Source organism: Ralstonia sp. GX3-BWBA, from assembly GCF_003290055.1.
Lineage (GTDB): Bacteria > Pseudomonadota > Gammaproteobacteria > Burkholderiales > Burkholderiaceae > Ralstonia > Ralstonia holmesii.
Genome location: NZ_QMKS01000004.1, coordinates 489046 through 507863 on the forward strand (window position 1 = coordinate 489046; position 18818 = coordinate 507863).

Genomic DNA, 18818 nt, shown 5'->3' on the forward strand with positions numbered 1-18818 from the left:
TGCAATTGCAGATTGCCGAGCGCGGCGTCCAAACGGGGGCCGGTATGAACGGAAACCAGACCACGATCGATATCGGCACGGTCCTCGACGATGGGCCGTTTTCCCTCGCGCAGAAGTTGGCGGTGCTGCTTGCGGCCTTCGCCATCGTCATGGACGGCTTTGACGGTCAGTTGATCGGCTTTGCCATTCCCGTGCTCATCAAGGAGTGGGGTATCACGCGCAACGCGTTCGCCCCGGCGGTGGCCGCCGGCCTGGTCGGTATGGGGCTGGGCAGCGCGTTGGCGGGCCTGTTTGCCGATCGCTTCGGGCGACGCTGGGCGTTGATCGGGAGCGTGTTCGTGTTTGGCGTAGCGACATGCTCGATCGGTTTTGCACCCAATGTGGCGACGATTGCCGCGCTGCGATTTATCGCCGGCCTGGGCATTGGTGGCGCGCTGCCGAGCTCCACGACGATGACGGCGGAGTTCACGCCTGCGCGTCGCCGCACGTTGGCGGTGACGGCCACCATCGTATGCGTGCCTCTGGGCGGGATGCTGGCAGGCTTGTTTGCCGGCCACGTGCTGCCGCTTTATGGCTGGCGCGGGCTGTTCTGGATTGGCGGTGCGCTGCCGCTCGTGCTCGGATTTGTGCTGGTGGTCGCGCTGCCTGAATCGCCGCGCTTCCTGGCGCGTCGCCAATCGCACTGGCCGCAGCTTGCACATTTGCTGTCGAGGATGGGGCGCGATGTGTCCGCCAATACGGCGTTTGCCGATGTGGCTGGTCAGAAGGTCATTCAGCACGCCAGTTTCCGCTCGCTCTTCGCGCCGGGGCAGGCACGGGATACGGTCGCGCTGTGGGCGGCGTTCTTCATGTGCCTGCTGGCCGTGTACGCGGCGTTCAGCTGGTTGCCGACGATGCTGGCTTCAGAAGGTTTGAGCGTGGCCGTGGCCGGTTCGGGTCTGACGGCGTACAACCTGGGCGGCGTGATCGGCGCCTTGGTTTGCGCGGTCACCATCGCGCGATGGGGTTCACGTTGGCCAATGGCGATGTGTTGCGTGGGCGCGGCCGCGAGTGCCTTTGCGTTGCAGGGTGTCGACGCCAAGCTGAACACGAACCTGCTGATCGTCGGCCTTGGGCTGCATGGGCTATTCGTCAACGCCGTGCAATCGACGATGTATGCGCTGTGCGCCTACGTTTATCCGACGGCGGTGCGCGCGACAGGCACGGCATCGGCGGTGGCGTTCGGACGGCTGGGCGCGATCCTCAGCGCATTTGCAGGCGCGATGGTTATCACCGCCGGTGGGTCGGTGGCCTATCTGGCAATGCTCGGGATTGTGATGCTGGTGGTGCTGGCCGCGCTGCTGGCGATGCGTGAGCAAATTCCCCGCCTAACGGAGCGCGCGCAAGCATCCATGGCAGCGGCGCCGGTTCCGCACGGCAGCCCGGTCAAACCGTAGCTGCCGCGCTGGGAGCCGTGCTACATCAGGATGATGTCGTACTGCTCCTGGCTGGCGGCCGACGATTCCACTTGCAGCGAAATCGGCTTGCCGATGAAATCGCCCAGCATCGCAAGGTGCTGGCTTTCTTCTTCCAGGAACAGATCAATCACCGCTTGCGAAGCAAGGATGCGAAATTCGCGCGGATTGAACTGCCGCGACTCACGCATGATTTCGCGCAGGATGTCGTAGCACACCGTGCGTGGCGTCTTCACCTGACCCTTGCCCTGGCACACCGGGCACTGCTCGCAGAGCACGTGCGCGAGCGATTCCCGCGTGCGCTTGCGCGTCATCTCCACCAGCCCAAGCTGCGAGAAGCTGTTGACGGTGATGCGCGTGCGGTCGCGTGACAGCGCCTTGCGCAGTTCCGCCAACACCGCGTCGCGATGCTCGGCCGACTCCATATCGATGAAGTCGATGATGATGATGCCGCCCAGGTTGCGCAGCCGCAGTTGCCGCGCGATGGTGTGGGCCGCTTCCAGGTTGGTCTTGAAGATCGTGTCGTCGAAGTTGCGTGCGCCCACGTAACCGCCGGTGTTGACGTCGATGGTCGTCATCGCCTCGGTCTGGTCGATCATCAGGTAGCCACCCGATTTCAGGTCGACCCGGCGCGACAGCGCGCGCTCAACCTCCGCCTCGATGTTGTACAGATCGAAGATTGGCCGTTCGCCGGTGTAATGCGTCAGGCGCTCGACTACGGCCGGTGTGTACTCTTGCGCAAACTCGACAAGCTTCTGATGGTTCTCGCGCGAATCGACCTGGATGCTGCGCGTTTCGTCCGTCACGAAATCGCGCAGCACGCGCTGGGCGAGGTTCAGGTCCTGATACAGGATCGACGGGGCGGGCAGGGTGGTCGCGTTGTGACGGATGGTCGCCCAGATCTTGCGCAGGTAAGCAACGTCGTTGGCAAGTTCTTCGTCGGTCGACTCTTCGGCGATGGTACGCACGATGAAGCCACCGCGTTCCTCAGTGGGCACCATGGCGGTCACGCGCGTGCGCAGCGCCTCACGCTCGGCCTCGTTACCGATCTTCTGCGAGATCCCGATGTGCGGGTCTTGGGGTAGATACACCAGCGTGCGGCCGGCAATGCTGACCTGCGTGGACAGCCGCGCTCCCTTGGTCCCGATCGGGTCTTTGATGACCTGCACCATCAGCGCCTGGCCCTCGAAGAGCGTCTTCTCGATGGCGACCTGGGGGGCGGGTGGCGCGTCCTTGGCGTCACGCGGGTGCCAGATGTCGGCCACATGCAAAAACGCCGCGCGCTCGAGCCCGATGTCGATGAAGGCCGATTGCATGCCGGGCAGGACGCGCACCACCTTGCCAAGGTAAATGTTGCCGACCAGGCCGCGCGTTAGCGTGCGCTCGATGTGAAGTTCTTGAACGGCGGCTTGCTGGACGATGGCCACGCGCGTTTCTTGCGGCGTGATATTGACGAGGATGTCTTCGGACATGGGGGTACCTGGAGAGCGGGTTTCAGCACCCGCCTCCGGGCTTGATCGTATGCGCCCGAAGCGTGTCTTGAAACCGGCCCTCGCACGCTGTCCGGTGCGTGCTTCAGCGGCCGGTCAGGGGCGAGTTACAGCGTGATGCTCGCCTGTGCGAGTAGTGCGGCGGTCTCGAACAAGGGTAGGCCCATGATACCCGAATAGCTTCCCGAAATATGGGCGACAAAGGCGGCTGCGCGACCCTGGATGCCGTACGCGCCCGCCTTGCCGAAGGGCTCGCCGCTGGCGATGTAGCGGGCGATGTCGTTGTCCGTCAGCACGGCAAAGCGCACATCGGAAACAGACAGCGCGTGCATTGGCGTGCCGCTGGCGGTGACGACCGTCACGGCGGTCAGCACGCGATGTTCGCGGCCGGACATGGCGCGCAGCATGCGATGCGCATCGGCGGCGTCGGTCGGCTTGCCGAGGATCTCGCCGCCCAAGCATACCGTGGTGTCGGACGTGAGGATCGGCCGGGCGGGGAGGTCGCGTGCAATGCGGCGGCGCACCGCGGCTTGTGCCTTCAATGCGCAGACACGTTGGACGTAGTCATCGGGCGTCTCGCCGGGGAGCACGGCTTCCAGCGCTTCGGCGTCTTCATCTTCGCCGGCCAGCAGCAGCTCGAAACGCGCGCCGATCTGGCGCAACAGTTCCTGCCGGCGCGGGCTCTGCGAGGCGAGATAGAGGTGCGGCGCGCCGGGTGCATCCATGGTCATACGCGATGATATGGGTGGTTCTGCGTGATGCTCCACGCGCGGTAGAGCTGCTCGGCCAGAAGCACGCGCACCATGCCGTGCGGCAGCGTCAGGCTCGATAGGCGGATCAGCATGCGAGCCTTGGCCTTGAGCGCCGGGTCCAGCCCATCCGCGCCGCCGATCACGAAGGCGATGTCGCCGCCTTCCTGTTGCCATCCGGCGAGGGATTCAGCCAGTGCGACGGTGGTGAGGTCTTTGCCGCGCTCATCCAGCGCGATCATGCGGCAGCCCTTGGGCAGCGCGGCTTCAATGCGCGCCGCTTCAAGCTGCATGACGGTGGCAGCGGTGCGACTGCCGGAGCGCTGCTCAGGCTTGATTTCGCGCAGTTCGATGCGCAGTTCGGGCGGCATGCGCTTGGCGTATTCAGAGAAGCCGTCCTCGATCCAGGACGGCATCTTGTGCCCCACGGCAACGATCAGCAACTGCATGGCGAGACTGCGCGCTCGACGTTACGCTGCGCGCTTCTTGGCCGGAGCGCGCTTGGCTGCCGTCTTGGCTGCCGTCTTGGTTGCCGTTTTTGCGGCGGTCTTGGTGGCGGTCTTGCCAGCACCGGTAGCCCGCTTGGTGGCGGGCTTCTTGGCGGGAGCCTTCTTGGCCGGTGTTGCGGCCTTGGTCGGGCGTTCACCTGCCAGCTTCGGCTTGGTGGTGCGACGCTTGGCCGGCGTGACCTCTTCGGCCTCGTCTTCCTCGTCGTCGTAACCTTCGCTGGCCTTGGGCAAGCCACGCTTGCCGGTGCCGCCCAGTTCGATGCGCACCGGCTTGTCACCCCAGATCTCTTCGAGGTTGTAGTACTGGCGCAGCTGCGGCTGCATGATGTGGACCACGGCGTCGCCGCAGTCGACCAGCACCCATTCGCCTACGTCTTCGCCTTCCACGGCGATGACGTGGCCGCCGGCTTCCTTGACGGCGTCACGCACCGATGCGGCCAGAGCTTTGGTTTGGCGGTTAGACGTGCCGCTGGCGATGACCGTGCGGTCGAACAGTTCGGTCAGGTGGGTCGTATTGAAGACCTTGATGTCTTGCGCCTTGACGTCTTCGAGCGCGTCGACGATCACGCGTTGTAGTTTGCGAATATCCATACTGAGTGAGAAGAACGTTTAAAAGGCGAGAAAAAAGGTCGAAAAGAAGCGCGTGAATGCGGTCAATCACGCGGTCAAGCACTGACCGTGCCATTGGCACGGCGGTACAGCGAATGCGATTGGATCAAGTCGGCCACGCCGGCGGGCAGGTCGATGTCGCAGCGCGCGCCGGTGGCAAGCTGCCGGCGCAGGCGGGTGGATGACAGGTCGACAGCCAGGGTCTGGTCGATCCACATATGGCCTGCGGGTGCGCATTGTATCAATGCCGTGCCGGCCCGGCGCACATCGAGTTCGCGCTGCACCGGCGCATGTAGCGCCTGAAGGTCGAAACCGGGGCGTGTGGCGACGCACAAGTGAACGTATTCGAACAGGTCCTGCCAGCCGTGCCAAGTGTCCAGGCCGACGAGCTGGTCGGCGCCCATGAGCCATGCCATGGAGGTGTCCGGGCCGTAGACACCCCGCAATTCACGCACGGTGTCGATAGTGTAGCTGGGCCCGTGGCGGTCGACTTCCATGCTGCTCGCGTGGACTCGGGCGCGGCCGCCGCGCACCGCTTTGGCGGCCAGTTCGGTCATGGCAAAGCGCAGCGGCGCGGGCGTGATGTCGGCGGCTTTCTGCCAGGACACGCCGGTCGGGATCCACAGCAGCTCATCCAGGTCGAGGCGGGCAATGCACAGCTCGGCCAGGGCGATGTGGCCGACATGCGGCGGATCGAACGTGCCACCCAGCAAGCCAAGCCGATAAGGGCGATCGAGATCGGGGCGCACGAACGTGGGAAGCGTCATACCCAATCGCGCGCCGGCAGGAAATCGGTGTACAGCGCCGCTTCCGGCGAACCCGGTTCCGGCTGCCAGTCGTAGCGCCAGTTGGCCACCGGCGGCATCGACATCAGGATCGATTCGGCGCGGCCGCCGCTTTGCAGGCCGAACAGCGTGCCGCGGTCGAATACGAGGTTGAACTCGACATAGCGGCCACGACGATAGGCCTGGAAGGCGCGCTCGCGCTCACCGTAGGGCGTGGCGTGGCGTTGTTCGGCGATGGGCAGCCAAGCGGGCAGGAAGGCGTCGCCAACCGAGCGCATCATCTCGAAGCTGCGCTCGAAGCCCAGCTCCGCAAAGTCGTCGAAGAATATGCCGCCGACGCCGCGCGCTTCCTTGCGGTGCTTCAGATAGAAATAATCGTCGCACCATTGCTTGAAGCGCGGGTACAGCTCGTCGCCGTAGGGCGCCAGGGCGCCCTGGCAGGTGCGGTGGAAGTGTGCGGCGTCTTCGGTGAAGCCGTAATAGGGCGTGAGATCCATGCCGCCACCGAACCACCAGACGGGCTCGGCGTCGGGGCGCACGGCGACGAAGCAGCGCACATTCATATGCACCGTCGGCACGTAGGGATTGCGTGGGTGGAAGACCAGCGACACGCCCATTGCCTCGAAACCGCGCCCCGCCAATTCTGGCCGGTTGGCGGTGGCCGACGGGGGCAGGGTGTCGCCCATCACGTGCGAAAAACCGACGCCCCCGCGCTCAAGCAGCGCGCCGCCTTCCAGAATGCGGGTGCGACCGCTGCCGCGCAGGCGCTCGGTGGGCGGCTTCTCCCACGCGTCGGTGACGAACGTGCCGCCGTCCAGCGCGCTGGCGGCAGTGGCGATGCGGTCCTGCAGGTCCAGCAGGTAGGCGCGGACGGCTTGGGTATCCATGCGATCAGAAGGGGCCGCTCGTAGGGGCGAGTCAGGCCGAGTCATACGGTTGTCACCATTGTAGCGGGCGGGCAGCCGGGGCAAGTCGGGGATCACCCGGGGTGACGGATGCCGCGCCTGCCCCATGGTGGGGCATCAGCGCGGCTGGCTATTGCTCAATGGCGGATGGCGCGATGGCCGATATCGGTCCGGTACTGGGCGCCGTCAAAGTGGATCTGCTCGATGGCGTTGTACGCCGCGCGCTGGGCCGCTTTGACGGTATCGGCCAGGCCAACCACGCACAGCACTCGGCCGCCGTTGGTGGTCAACACGCCGTCCTTGAGCGTGGTGCCAGCGTGGAAGGTGACGCTGTCTTCGGTTTCCTTCGGGATGCCGGTGATGACGTCGCCCTTGCGCGGCGTGTCCGGGTAATTGTGTGCGGCCATGACCACGCCCAGCGCGGTGCGGCGGTCCCAGTCCAGCTCCATGCCGTCGAGCTTGCCGTCGATGGCGCGGTCGAGCACGTCGTACAGATCGGTCTTCATGCGCGCCATGATGGGCTGCGTTTCCGGATCGCCCATGCGGCAGTTGAATTCGAGCGTCTTGGGGTTGCCTTCTGCGTCGATCATCAGGCCGGCATACAGGAAACCGGTGTAAGGAATGCCATCCTTCTCCATGCCTCGGATCGTCGGCATGATGATCTCGCGCAGCGCGCGGGCGTGCAGCGTGGGCGTGACCACCGGCGCGGGCGAGTAGGCGCCCATGCCGCCCGTGTTGGGGCCGGCGTCGCCGTCGAGCAGACGCTTGTGGTCCTGGCTGGTGGCCAGCGCCACGACGTTTTTGCCGTCGCACACGACGATGAAGCTGGCTTCTTCGCCAGCGAGGAATTCTTCGATCACCACGCGCGCACCGGCGTCACCGAGGCGGTTGTCAGCCAGCATCATGTCGATGGCGCTGTGCGCTTCTTCGGCCGTCATTGCCACGACCACGCCCTTGCCGGCGGCCAGTCCATCGGCCTTGATGACGATCGGGGCGCCTTCCTGGTCAATGTACGCGTGTGCCTGCGCAGCATCGCCAAAGGTCTGATACTTGGCGGTCGGAATGCCGTGGCGGTGCATGAACGCCTTGGCGAAATCCTTCGACGATTCGAGCTGCGCGGCGGCCTTGGTTGGCCCGAAGATGCGCAGGCCCTTGGCGCGGAACAGGTCGACGATGCCGGCGGCCAGCGGCGCCTCCGGCCCGACCACCGTGAAGTGGATGCCCTCGCGCTCGGCAAAGGCGGCCAGCACTTCCGGATCCGTGATCGGGAGGTTCTGCAGGCGCTTGTCGAGCGCCGTGCCGCCGTTGCCGGGGGCCACGTATACCACCTGCACCTTGGGCGAGCGTGCCAGCTTCCATGCCAGGGCGTGCTCTCGACCGCCCGAACCGACCACCATCACTTTCATGCTGTACCTACTCAAAAAATCGAAATCTGGAAAACAAAAACGGCGATCGTGAGGTCGATCGCCGTTATGCGCGTGTCCGGGACTTACTCCCCGATGACCGCGTTGGTGAAGACTTCCTGCACGTCGTCCAGGTTTTCCAGGACGTCGAGCAGCTTCTGCATCTTGACCGCGTCTTCGCCGGTGAACTCGACTTCGGTCTGCGGCTTCATGATGACTTCGGCCAGTTCCGCCTTGAAGCCGGCGGCTTCCAGCGCGGTCTTGACCTTGGTGAAATCGTTGGGCGGGCAGATGACTTCGAGCGAGCCGTCTTCATGGGTGACGACATCGTCGGCGCCGGCTTCGAGCGCTGCGTCCATCAGCTTGTCTTCGGGCGTGCCCGGCGCGTAGATGAACTGACCGATGTGGTCGAACAGGAACGCGACGGAGCCCGATGTGCCCATGTTGCCGCCGTACTTGTCGAAACCGTGGCGGACTTCGGCCACGGTGCGCGTGCGGTTATCGGTCAGGCAGTCGACGATCACGGCTGCGCCGTTGATGCCGTAGCCTTCGTAGCGGATTTCCTCGTAGTTCGCGCCTTCCAGGCCACCCACACCGCGCTGGATGGCGCGGTTGATGTTGTCCTTGGGCATGTTCGCGTCGGTGGCCTTGTCCATGGCCAGTCGCAGGCGCGGATTGGAGTCGGCATCGCCGCCGCCCAGACGGGCCGCCACGGTGATTTCCTTGATCAGGCGCGTCCAAACTTTGCCGCGCTTGGCGTCGGCAGCGGCTTTCTTATGCTTGATATTGGCCCATTTGGAATGACCGGCCATGAAACTCTCCGAGCGGAATGCAGTGGAATCTGGCGCTCAGATGGCGGTTTGACGCCACCTGCACGCTCTATAATCGGTCGCGGATTTTAGCATGCTGCACACGCCCGCCGCCCCGTCCATCCGGTCGACTTGCTGGTGTGTCGTCCCCCCAGATTGATCCTCGTCCAAACGCCATGACCGATCCCATCCTGATTGCCAAGAACGCCAAAGCGGAGTTGGTGCTGTTGCCCCAGCTCGCCAACCGGCATGGCTTGATCACCGGCGCCACCGGCACCGGCAAGACCGTCACCCTGCAAACGATCGCCCAGGGCCTGTCGAAGATCGGCGTACCGGTTTTCCTGGCCGACGTAAAAGGTGATCTGACCGGCATTTCGCAAGCTGGCCAGTCCAACGACAAGCTCAAGGCCCGCCTGCAGGAGCGTGGTCTGGAAGAGCCGCAATGGGCCAGCTGCCCGGTCACGTTGTGGGATGTGTACGGCGAGCGTGGCCACCCCGTGCGCGCCACCGTGTCCGACATGGGCCCGCTGATGCTCTCGCGCATGCTGGAGCTGAATGACATCCAGACCGGCGTGCTCAATCTCGTCTTCAAGATTGCTGATGACTCGGGCCTCGCGCTGCTCGACATGAAAGACCTGCGCGCGATGCTCCAGCACGTTGGCGAGCACTCGTCGGACTACACGAACAAGTACGGGAACATCTCGTCGGCCAGCATCGGGGCCATCCAGCGCAACCTGATCGCGCTGGAAGAGCAGGGCGCCGACCAGTTCTTCGGCGAGCCGATGCTGGATATCAACGACCTGATGCAGACCGTGCGTGGCCAGGGCGTGATCAACATCCTGGCGGCCGACAAGCTGCTCAATGCGCCCAAGTTGTACGCGACGTTCCTGCTGTGGATGCTCTCTGAATTGTTCGAGCATTTGCCGGAGGTGGGCGATGTGGACAAGCCCAAGCTCGCCTTCTTTTTTGACGAGGCGCACCTGCTGTTCAATGACGCGCCGCCGTCGCTGCTGCAGAAGGTGGAGCAGGTGGTGCGGCTGATCCGCTCCAAGGGTGTGGGCGTGTACTTTGTGACGCAGAACCCCGCCGACGTGCCGGACACGGTGCTTGGCCAGCTCGGCAACCGCGTGCAGCACGCGCTGCGGGCCTTCACGCCGCGCGATCAGAAGGCCGTCAAGGCGGCAGCGACAACGATGCGCGCAAATCCGGAATTCAGCATCGAAGAGGCCATTGGCGAATTGGCCGTGGGCGAGGCGCTGATCTCCATGCTGGACGAGGGCGGCCGCCCCGAGGTTACGCAGCGTGCGTTTGTCGTCCCGCCCGCATCGCGCATCGGCCCGATCTCGGACGACGAGCGCCGCGAGCTGATGACCAATTCGCTGGTGGCCGGCCGCTATGAGGCGGCAATCGACCGTGAATCGGCGTACGAAATCCTGAGCGGCCGCGTGGTAAACGGCGGGCCGGCATCTGCGCCGGCACCCGGTTCCATCGGTACGGATTTCGGTGCATCGACAGGTTCAGTGCCCGCACCGGCGCCTGCGCCCGCGCAACCGGAGAGCGGCCGGCTTGGCGATGTCGGCGCAATCCTGACGAAGGGTACGGGCCGCAGCGGCCGGGGCGATTCGATTGTCGAAACATTGGCCAAGTCGACGATGCGCACCATCGGTTCGACCGTCGGGCGCGAAATCGTGCGCGGCGTGCTGGGCAGCATTCTGGGCGGATCGAAGAAGCGCTGAGCGCCCCGACGTACCAAAGACAACAGCCGGCATTGCCGGCTGTTTTTGTTCGCGCTGGGAGCGTGCGATCAGTTTTTCGTGCCGAAAAGGCGGTCGCCCGCATCGCCCAGGCCCGGGATGATGTAGGCGTTTTCATCCAGGTGCGAATCGAGCGACGCCACGAACAGCTTCACGCCCGGATGCGCCTGCTGGAATACCTCCACGCCTTCGGGCGCCGCCACGAGCGCCAGGAACAGGATGCTCTCGTCGGGCACGCCGCGCTTCTTCATCACGTCGACGGCGTGTACGGCGGAGTAGCCGGTGGCGACCATCGGATCGCACAGGATAAAGGTGCGGTCCTCCAGATCAGGCAGGCGCACGAGGTATTCCACCGGGCGGTGTTGCTCGTCGCGGTACACGCCGATGTGGCCGATGCGTGCCGACGGAATCAGTTCCACCAGACCGTCGCTCATACCCACGCCTGCGCGCAGCACCGGCACCACAGCCAGCTTGCGGCCCGCAATGACGGGCGCTTCCATCGGGCCCATCGGCGTGTCGATGTGGCGGCTGGTCAGCGGCAGGTTGCGCGTGATCTCGTAGCCCATCAGCAAGGTGATCTCGCGCAGCAGCTCGCGGAACGTGCGCGTCGATGTGTCCTTGTCGCGCATGTGCGTGAGCTTGTGCTGGATCAGCGGGTGATTGAGGATGAACAGGTTCGGAAAGCGCGGATCTTGTTTCATGGCGGCAAGGAATTCTCAGATGGGGCGCATTGTACCGGCGCGCCCCGTGCCGATTGTGGAGGTGCTCAGCGGCGCCCGCGCATCAGGATCACATACACCACGGCCGAAATCGCGAGTCCCACGAACCATGCATACGTGTATAGCGCTTCGAACACGCCCGGCACGCTGGTGACGAACCCGGCCTGCTTGAAGAAGCCCGGCAGATTGGGCAGAACACCGATGACGAGCGCGACGATGGCACGGCCGTTCCAGCCGTTGCCGTAACCGTAAGGGCCGTCCATGCGGAACAGTTCGCTGGTCTTGAGCACTGTGCGACGCACCAGGAAATAGTCGACCATCATGATCCCCGCCACCGGACCCAGCAGCGCGCCGTAACCGACCAGCCACGTGAAGATGTAGCCCTTGGTGGTTTCCAGAATTTTCCACGGCATCATCGCCAGGCCGATGCCCGCCGTGATGTAGCCGCCGATGCGAAACGAGATCCGATGCGGCGCCAGGTTCGAGAAGTCATACGCCGGCGAAACCACGTTGGCGGCGATGTTCGTCATCAGCGTGGCGGTGATCAGCGCCAGCAAGGCCACGATGACCGACGGGCCCGTCATCTTGCCGGCCAGGGTGACCGGATCCCAGATGGCCTGACCGTAGATGACCACCGTGGACGACGTGACGAGCACGGCCACGAGTGCCAGCAGCCCCATCGGCAGCGGCAGGCCGATTGCCTGCCCGACAAGCTGATCGCGCTGGCTGCGCGCGAAGCGGGTGAAGTCGGGAATGTTCAGCGCCAACGTGGCCCAGTAGCCCACCATGGCAGTCAGCGACGGCCAGAAGAAGCCCCAGAACTCGCCGGCGCGCTTGCCGCCCGCCGAAAACGCCGATGGCGCCGACAGCATCGGGCCAAAGCCGCCCGCGTTGATATACGCCCACCAGACCAAGCCAAGTGCTGCCAGAATCAGCAGCGGGGTGGCCAGCGCCTGGAAGCGCTTGATCGATTCGAGCCCCTTGGTGATCAGCCAGATGTGCAGCGCCCAGAACAGCAGGAAGCAGAAGCCCTGGCCCGGGTTGATGCCCAGCCCCGGAATGTTGCCGCCCACCAGCATGTTGTCGGTGACGACGTTGAGGATCGTGTAGATCGCCTGGCTGCCCAGCCACGTCTGGATGCCGAACCAGCCGCACGCCACGATGGCTCGCAGAATGGCCGGCAACTGTGCGCCGCGCACGCCGAACGATGCGCGCACCAGCACAGGGAAAGGGATGCCGTACTTGGTGCCGGCATGACCTACCAGCACCATCGGCACCAGCACGATCAGGTTGCCCAGGAACACCGTCAACACGGCCTGCCACCAGTTCATGCCCTCGCTCATCAGGCCGGAAGCCAGCATGTAGGCCGGCACCGACACCACCATCGACACCCACAGCGCGGCGTAGTTGGTCGCCGTCCAGGTGCGGGCAGCCTGCGGGGTCGGGTTGAGGTCTTCGTTCCAGAGCGTCGGGTCGGGTGCCCCGGCAGCGTCCGCAGAGAACGCGGGGGAGGTGGTTTGGCTCATGTCGATGAGGAATCCGTTGTCGTTGTTGATATTCGGAATGCTGGCGCGATTGTACGGCGGTCCCGTGTGCCCCAAAGCGAAACCTGTGCCACGTGCGGTGCACCCCGCGCCGGAACGTTTTGTTGAATTCCAATACAATCGACGACGCTATCCAACGCCGCCCGCATCTCTCCGCGCCCCGCTGTGACCACCGCGTCTTCTGCGTCTTCCACTCCCGCAAGAACCACCGATACCGGCGGCCTGCTGCTCGCCTCCGTGGGCGCCGTCCTGTTTTCCGCCAAGGCCATCGTCGCCAAGCTGATGTATCGCTATCAGGTGGACGCCGTCATGGTCATCACCCTGCGCATGCTGCTGGCGGCGCCGCTGTTCATGGCGATGGGGTGGTGGCAGTCGCGCCGTGCGGAGCCGCTGACCGTGCCAGACCGCTGGCGCATCGTCGGCTTGGGGCTCATCGGCTATTACCTGTCCAGCTTTCTCGATTTCCTCGGCCTGCAGTACATCACGGCCGGGCTGGAGCGGCTGATCCTGTTTCTAACGCCGTCATTCGTGCTGCTGATTACATCCACGGTATTCAAGCGGCGCATTACCGGCTTGCAGTGGGTGTCGCTGGCGCTGGCCTATGCCGGCATCGTGCTGGTGTTCGCGCACGACCTCAACCTGGGCGGCAACAACGTGTGGCTGGGCGGCGGATTGGTGCTGGCCAGCGCCATCAGCTACGGTATCTATCTGCTGGCCAGCGGTGAGTTGGTCAAGCGCGTTGGGTCGATGCGGCTGGTTGCCTATGCGATGTGCGTGTCGACCGCAGCCTGTATCGTCCAGTTTCTGGTGCTGCGCCCGGTGTCGGCCCTCGTGTTGCCCTGGCAGGTGTATGGGCTGTCGGCCATCAACTCGGTGTTCTGCACGGTGGCGCCGGTCACGATGACGATGATGGCGGTGGCGCGCGTGGGTGCGCCAGTGGCGTCGCAGGCGGGCATGATCGGGCCGGTGTCAACGCTGCTGCTGGGCTGGTGGCTGCTGGGCGAGCCGATCACGATTTGGCAGATTGCCGGCAGTGCGCTGGTGCTTGCCGGGATGGCGCTGCTGTCACGCCGTCGCGGCTGACAGGCGGCCAATCTAGATAACAATCACAAGGAGTCAGACAGGATGGACTTGGGGCTGAAAGGCAAGCGTGCGCTGGTGTGCGGCGCAAGCAAGGGATTGGGCTTTGCGTGCGCCGACGCGCTGGCCGCCGAAGGCGTGGACGTGGTGATTGTCGCGCGCGGTGCCGAGGCGCTGTCGGCAGCCGCTGACCGCATCCGCACGGCGCACGGCGTGCGCGTGGAAGCCGTCGCCACCGACATCACCACGCCGGAAGGCCGCGCCGAGGCGCTGCTCGCATGCGAGCGACTGGGCGGCTCGCCCGACATTCTCGTCAACAACGCAGGTGGCCCACCGCCGGGCAACTTTCGCGACTGGGACCGCGACGCGTGGAATGCCGCGCTTAACGCCAACATGCTCACGCCCATCGACCTCATCAAAGCCACCGTCGACAAGATGATCGAGCGCCGCTGGGGCCGCATCGTCAATATCACCAGCGGTGCCGTGAAGGCGCCGATCGACGTGCTGGGTTTGTCCAACGGCGCGCGCTCCGGCCTGACGGGCTTCGTGGCGGGCCTGGCGCGTGAAGTCGCCAAGCATGGCGTGACCATCAACAATCTGCTGCCGGGCCAGTTTGAGACCGACCGCCTGACCAAGACGCTGGAAGCTGGCGCCAAGGCTGCCGGCATCAGCGCAGAAGAAAATTTCGACCGCAAGCGGCAGGGCAATCCGGCCCGACGCTTCGGCCAACCGGCCGAGTTTGGCGCCGTGTGTGCTTTCTTGTGCAGCCAGCACGCTGGCTACCTGAATGCGCAAAACATCCTGATGGATGGCGGCAGCTTCCCTGGCACCTTCTAAGCCAATAACGATGACCACCCTTACGCCCGAAAGCGCAGCCCGCAAACGCCGCGTCGCCCTGATCGCACACGATCACAAGAAAGACGACATGATCGCTTTCGCACAAACGCACCGAGCCTTCCTGTCGCAATGCGATCTGCTGGCGACCGGCACCACCGGTGGCCGCTTGGAGAAGGAGGTCGGCCTGACCGTGCAGCGCATGCTGTCCGGCCCGTGGGGCGGCGACTTGCAGATTGGCGCACAGTTAGCCGAAGGCCGTGTCGACGCCGTCATCTTCCTGCGCGATCCGATGACGCCGCAGCCGCACGAACCCGACATCAACGCGCTGGTCCGTGCCTGCGACGTCCACAACATTCCCTGCGCCACCAACCTGGCCACCGCCGACCTGGTGATGTCTGCCCTGCAACGGGTGGCGCCCGATCCGAAGGAGATCCACGCATGACACAAGCGAAAGCCATCCGCATCTTTGAGACCGGCGGTCCGGAAGTGATGCAGTACGTCGATGTCGACGTGCCCGCGCCCGGCCCCGGCGAGGTGACGGTCAAGCAGCACGCCATCGGCCTGAACTATATCGACGTGTATTTCCGCACGGGGCTGTATCCCCAGCCGCTGCCGGGCGGTATCGGCATGGAAGCGTCGGGTGTGGTGGAAGCCGTGGGCCTGGGCGTGACGCACGTCAAGCCCGGCGACCGCGTGGCCTATGCCGGCCGCCCGACCGGGGCCTATGCGGCGGTGCGAACCATGCCGGCCGACATTCTGGTGCGCCTGCCAGATGCGATCGACTTTGAAACTGGCGCAGCGATGATGCTGCAGGGCATGACCGCGCAATACCTCCTCCGCGACAGCTATCGCGTTCAGCCCGGTGATACGGTGTTGTTCCACGCAGCCGCTGGCGGTGTGGGTTTGATTGCGTGCCAGTGGCTCAAGGCGCTGGGCGCAATCGTGATCGGCACCGTCGGCAGCGATGCCAAGGCTGAACTCGCCCGCGCGCACGGCTGCGATCACATCATCGTCTACACGCGCGAGAACTTTACCGAGCGCGTGCGCGAAATCACCGGCGGCAAGGGTGTGCCGGTGGTCTACGACGGCATTGGCAAAGATACGTTTACGGGTTCGCTGGACTGCCTCGCGCCGCGCGGGATGATGGTCACCTACGGCAACGCATCGGGCCCCGTGCCGCCGGTTGACCTCGGTGTGCTGAGCGCAAAGGGATCGCTCAAGATCACGCGCCCGACGCTGATGACCTACACGGCGCGGCGCGAGCTACTGGAACCGATGGCGGGAGAGTTGTTTGATGTGGTGAGCAGCGGCAAGGTGAAAATCGAAATTCACCAACGCTACGAACTGCAGAACGCGGCGCAGGCGCACCGCGATCTGGAAGCGCGCAAGACGACCGGCTCGACGATCCTCTTGCCGTAAGGCGGAAAGTTACCGCCCGGTGGGCTTCACACGCCGGGCGGCGGCAAAGCGCGCATCCTCGCGCACGCGGTCGGGCAGGCCGCGCAGCAGTATGTGCAGCGCGAACGGCACCAGCACGATGTCGTCCACCCAGCCGATCACCGGGATGACATCCGGAATCAGGTCGACTGGCGATACGACGTAGCCCACCAGCAGCAGCGCCGCCGGCGCGAGCCACCAGGGCTTGTCCGGATGGCGCAGGGCAAACCACAGCAGGCGCGCATCGTTGCGCACCACGCTCCACAAGCGGAAGAGTCGTCCGAACATCGTGGGCTCCTTGATGAAAAGCCGGCGTCACATGAGAGCGTTTGACCGGCAAACCATCGTATCAGCTTGGGGAAACTGCCCGGTTTTCAAGATCAGGCGCCATCGCCCATGAAAAAAGCCGGCCCTCTCGCGAGGTGCCGGCTTTTTGCCGCAACGAACCTGTTCATGGTCCGTAGCGAGCGCTCCGAAGTTGGCTTGAGAAGCGCAGCCGTACATGAGTACGGCGAGCATCACGGAGCCAGGATCGGACCGCGCAGTAGGACCGTGGGCAGGTTAGCCCGGAATCTTGCCTTCCACGCCGTCGACGTAGAACTTGATGCCGTGCAGGAAGCCATCGTCGGCGACCTTGTCGGCGGGCAGGACTTCCTTGCCGGTGTTGTCCTTGAGAGGACCCTTCCAGATCGGTGCCGAGCCGTCGATGATGCCCTTCTTGCGGGTCTCGACCAGGGTCTTCACGTCTTCCGGCACCACCGCGTTGTACGCGCCCAGATCGATCGCGCCTTCCTTCAGGCCCCACCACACGGTTTCCGGCTTCCACTTGTTTTCAAGCACGTCGCCGACGACCTTGGTGTAGTACACGCCCCATTTGTTGATCGAAGCGGCCAGGTGGGCCTTCTCGCCAAACTTGGTCATGTCGCTGTCCCAGCCGATCGCGTAGACGCCTTTCTCTTGCGCGGTCTGCACGACTGCTGCGGAGTCGGTGTTCTGCATCAGCACGTCGACCCCTTGGCCGATGAGGGTGGTGGCAGCCTCACGCTCCTTGCCCGGATCGAACCATTTGTTGACCCAAACCACGCGGGTGGTGGCCTTCGGGTTGACGCTGCGTGCGCCCAGCGTGAACGAGTCGATGTTGCGGATCACCTCGGGGATGGGCACCGAACCCACCACGCCAAGCTTGCCCGACTTGCTCATCTTGCCGGCCACCACGCCCGCCAGGTACGCGCCTTCATACGTGCGCACGTCGTATTGGCCGAGGTTGTCAGCGGTCTTGAAACCGGTGGCGTGCTCGAACTTCACGTCCGGGAATTCCTTGGCGACCTTGAGCATCGATTCCATGAAACCGAAGCTCGTGCCGAAGATGACCTTGTTGCCCTGGGTGGCCAGGTCGCGGAACACGCGCTCGGCGTCTGCAGCGCTTTCGGGCACGTTTTCGACAAAGCTCGTCTTCACCTTGTCGCCGAACTTGGCTTCGACTTCCTTGCGGCCGGCGTCGTGAGCGTATGTCCAGCCCGCATCGCCCACCGGGCCGACGTAGACGAACGCGACCTTCAGCGGCTCATTGGCCGGTGCCGGCGCGGCAGCGGCGGGGGCCGAGGAAGCGGCCGGCGCGGCGGTCTTGTCGCCTGCGGCTTCGTTGGATTTGCCGCAACCCCAGAGGGTCAGGGCAGCACCGGCGGCCAGGGCGGCCAGCGTGATCCTGCGGGTAACGTTCATCGATTTCTCCTGTTGTGTGGCTCGTTGACTGTGTTGAAGCTTGAAGCAAAGGACGGGAATGCAGAAGCCGTAGGCAGCAGTTTAGGCAGCCCCTGGGCGGAACGGCTTGCCGAGCGATGCAGGCATGTTCAGGCGGATCCAATCCGGATTGCGCGAGATGATGGCCAGCACGACGATGGTGGCGGCAAACGGTGCCATCGACAGAATTTGCGATGGCACCGATACGCCCATCCCCTGCAGGTAGAACTGCAGGATCGTCACACCGCCAAACAGCAGCGCGCCGAACAGGATGCGCATTGGGCGCCAGGTGGCAAAGGTGGTCAGCGCGAGGGCAATCCAGCCGCGGCCGGCAACCATGTTTTCGACCCACATTGGCGTGTAGACCAGCGACAGGTATGCGCCGGCCAGCCCGCAGCATGCGCCGCCAAACAGCAGCGCGCCAAAGCGGATGGTGCGCACCGGGTAGCCGAGCGCGTGAGCCGACTCCGGCGATTCACCGATCGCGCGCAGCGTGAGCCCCGCGCGCGTCTTGAACAGGAACCAGGCAATCGCGCCGCACAGCAGCAGGCTGAAATAGACCATCCAGTGGTGTGCGAACAGGGCAGGGCCGACGAACGGAATCGACTCCAGCCCCGGGATGCCGTGCGCCTGCGCTGGCAGTGACATGCCGACAAAGCGCTGCCCCATGAAGGCAGACAGCCCGGTGCCGAAGATCGACAAGGCGAGGCCCGTCGCGACTTGGTTGGTAACGAGCACCAGCGCCAGCCACGCGAAGAGGGCCGCCATCACCATGCCGGCAATCGCGCCGGCAGCAAAACCCAGCAGCGGAATCTGCGTCTGGTAACCGACCATGAACCCGACCACGGCAGCCACCAGCATCATGCCTTCCGCGCCGAGGTTGAGCACGCCGGAGCGCTCGTTCATCAAGAGGCCCAGGGCGGCCAGCAACAGCGGGGTGCCGGCGTTGATCGACGCGGCGATCAGGGGAGCGAGACTTTCCATGTGTGAGGCC

19 protein-coding genes are annotated in these 18818 nt (G+C 64.6%); 6 read left to right on the plus strand and 13 right to left on the minus strand.

Annotated elements, in window-relative coordinates; all coding sequences use genetic code 11:
• Positions 1–44: 44 nt before the first annotated feature.
• Positions 45–1436 (plus strand): MFS transporter, encoded by a 1392-nt coding sequence (locus DOD19_RS03995; protein ID WP_112184333.1) that lies wholly within the window; start codon positions 45–47, stop codon positions 1434–1436.
• A 20-nt stretch (positions 1437–1456) separates the two neighbouring features.
• On the opposite strand, the gene rng is transcribed toward DOD19_RS03995, so the two are convergent.
• From rng to DOD19_RS04035, 8 genes are all read right to left on the minus strand, one after another.
• Positions 1457–2926, minus strand: a complete 1470-nt coding sequence (gene rng / locus DOD19_RS04000) for a ribonuclease G (protein ID WP_024975191.1) — start codon at positions 2924–2926, stop codon at positions 1457–1459.
• Between the two features lie 125 nt (positions 2927–3051).
• Complete coding sequence (locus tag DOD19_RS04005) at positions 3052–3675, minus strand: Maf family protein (protein WP_024975192.1); 624 nt, start codon at positions 3673–3675, stop codon at positions 3052–3054.
• Positions 3672–4142, minus strand: a complete 471-nt coding sequence (rlmH, locus tag DOD19_RS04010) for a 23S rRNA (pseudouridine(1915)-N(3))-methyltransferase RlmH (RefSeq protein ID WP_024975193.1) — start codon at positions 4140–4142, stop codon at positions 3672–3674. The genes DOD19_RS04005 and rlmH overlap by 4 nt, the downstream gene beginning before the upstream one ends.
• Positions 4143–4163: 21 nt before the next feature.
• Positions 4164–4793, minus strand: coding sequence for a ribosome silencing factor (gene rsfS, locus DOD19_RS04015; protein ID WP_112184112.1), 630 nt, complete (start codon positions 4791–4793; stop codon positions 4164–4166).
• Between the two features lie 74 nt (positions 4794–4867).
• Positions 4868–5578, minus strand: a complete 711-nt coding sequence (locus tag DOD19_RS04020) for a nicotinate-nucleotide adenylyltransferase (RefSeq protein ID WP_024975195.1) — start codon at positions 5576–5578, stop codon at positions 4868–4870.
• Positions 5575–6483 carry an oxygen-dependent coproporphyrinogen oxidase gene (gene hemF, locus DOD19_RS04025; protein WP_112184114.1) on the minus strand — a complete coding sequence of 303 codons (909 nt, stop codon included), beginning with the start codon at positions 6481–6483 and terminating at the stop codon, positions 5575–5577. The genes DOD19_RS04020 and hemF overlap by 4 nt, the downstream gene beginning before the upstream one ends.
• A gap of 155 nt (positions 6484–6638) precedes the next feature.
• A complete protein-coding gene (gene purD, locus DOD19_RS04030; protein WP_024975197.1) occupies positions 6639–7907 on the minus strand; it encodes a phosphoribosylamine--glycine ligase in 1269 nt (422 codons plus the stop codon).
• 83 nt (positions 7908–7990) lie between these two features.
• Positions 7991–8716: a YebC/PmpR family DNA-binding transcriptional regulator gene (locus DOD19_RS04035; RefSeq protein ID WP_024975198.1), complete on the minus strand. Its 726-nt coding sequence runs from the start codon at positions 8714–8716 to the stop codon at positions 7991–7993.
• A gap of 173 nt (positions 8717–8889) precedes the next feature.
• On the opposite strand from DOD19_RS04035, the gene DOD19_RS04040 reads away from it, so the two are divergent.
• Entirely contained in the window at positions 8890–10449 is a 1560-nt protein-coding gene (locus DOD19_RS04040; protein WP_112184116.1) for a helicase HerA-like C-terminal domain-containing protein, read from the plus strand.
• Between the two features lie 68 nt (positions 10450–10517).
• On the opposite strand, the gene upp is transcribed toward DOD19_RS04040, so the two are convergent.
• Together upp and DOD19_RS04050 are read right to left on the minus strand one after the other, a co-directional pair.
• Complete coding sequence (upp, locus tag DOD19_RS04045) at positions 10518–11168, minus strand: uracil phosphoribosyltransferase (RefSeq protein ID WP_024975200.1); 651 nt, start codon at positions 11166–11168, stop codon at positions 10518–10520.
• 65 nt (positions 11169–11233) lie between these two features.
• Complete coding sequence (locus DOD19_RS04050) at positions 11234–12712, minus strand: NCS1 family nucleobase:cation symporter-1 (protein WP_112184335.1); 1479 nt, start codon at positions 12710–12712, stop codon at positions 11234–11236.
• Positions 12713–12895: 183 nt separating this feature from the next.
• Between DOD19_RS04050 and DOD19_RS04055 the strand changes: the two genes are divergently transcribed.
• The 4 genes from DOD19_RS04055 to DOD19_RS04070 are packed head-to-tail and all read left to right on the plus strand — an operon-like array spanning position 12896 to position 16066.
• Complete coding sequence (locus tag DOD19_RS04055; protein WP_112184118.1) at positions 12896–13813, plus strand: DMT family transporter; 918 nt, start codon at positions 12896–12898, stop codon at positions 13811–13813.
• Between the two features lie 42 nt (positions 13814–13855).
• Entirely contained in the window at positions 13856–14647 is a 792-nt protein-coding gene (locus DOD19_RS04060; protein ID WP_112184120.1) for an SDR family oxidoreductase, read from the plus strand.
• A gap of 10 nt (positions 14648–14657) precedes the next feature.
• Positions 14658–15089 (plus strand): methylglyoxal synthase, encoded by a 432-nt coding sequence (locus tag DOD19_RS04065; protein ID WP_024975204.1) that lies wholly within the window; start codon positions 14658–14660, stop codon positions 15087–15089.
• Entirely contained in the window at positions 15086–16066 is a 981-nt protein-coding gene (locus DOD19_RS04070) for a quinone oxidoreductase (protein ID WP_112184122.1), read from the plus strand. The genes DOD19_RS04065 and DOD19_RS04070 overlap by 4 nt, the downstream gene beginning before the upstream one ends.
• Before the next feature lie 9 nt (positions 16067–16075).
• Here the strand turns inward: DOD19_RS04070 and DOD19_RS04075 are convergent, their stop codons facing one another.
• The 3 genes from DOD19_RS04075 to DOD19_RS04085 all read right to left on the minus strand — a co-directional run bounded on the left by DOD19_RS04075 (position 16076) and on the right by DOD19_RS04085 (position 18808).
• On the minus strand, positions 16076–16372 hold the full coding sequence (locus tag DOD19_RS04075; protein WP_024975206.1) for a YkvA family protein: 297 nt from the start codon (positions 16370–16372) through the stop codon (positions 16076–16078).
• A 273-nt stretch (positions 16373–16645) separates the two neighbouring features.
• The gene (locus DOD19_RS04080) at positions 16646–17806 is read right to left on the minus strand and encodes a BMP family ABC transporter substrate-binding protein (protein ID WP_024975207.1); all 1161 of its coding nucleotides are present in this window, start codon (positions 17804–17806) and stop codon (positions 16646–16648) included.
• 81 nt (positions 17807–17887) lie between these two features.
• Positions 17888–18808 carry an ABC transporter permease gene (locus DOD19_RS04085; protein WP_024975208.1) on the minus strand — a complete coding sequence of 307 codons (921 nt, stop codon included), beginning with the start codon at positions 18806–18808 and terminating at the stop codon, positions 17888–17890.
• Positions 18809–18818: the final 10 nt, after the last annotated feature.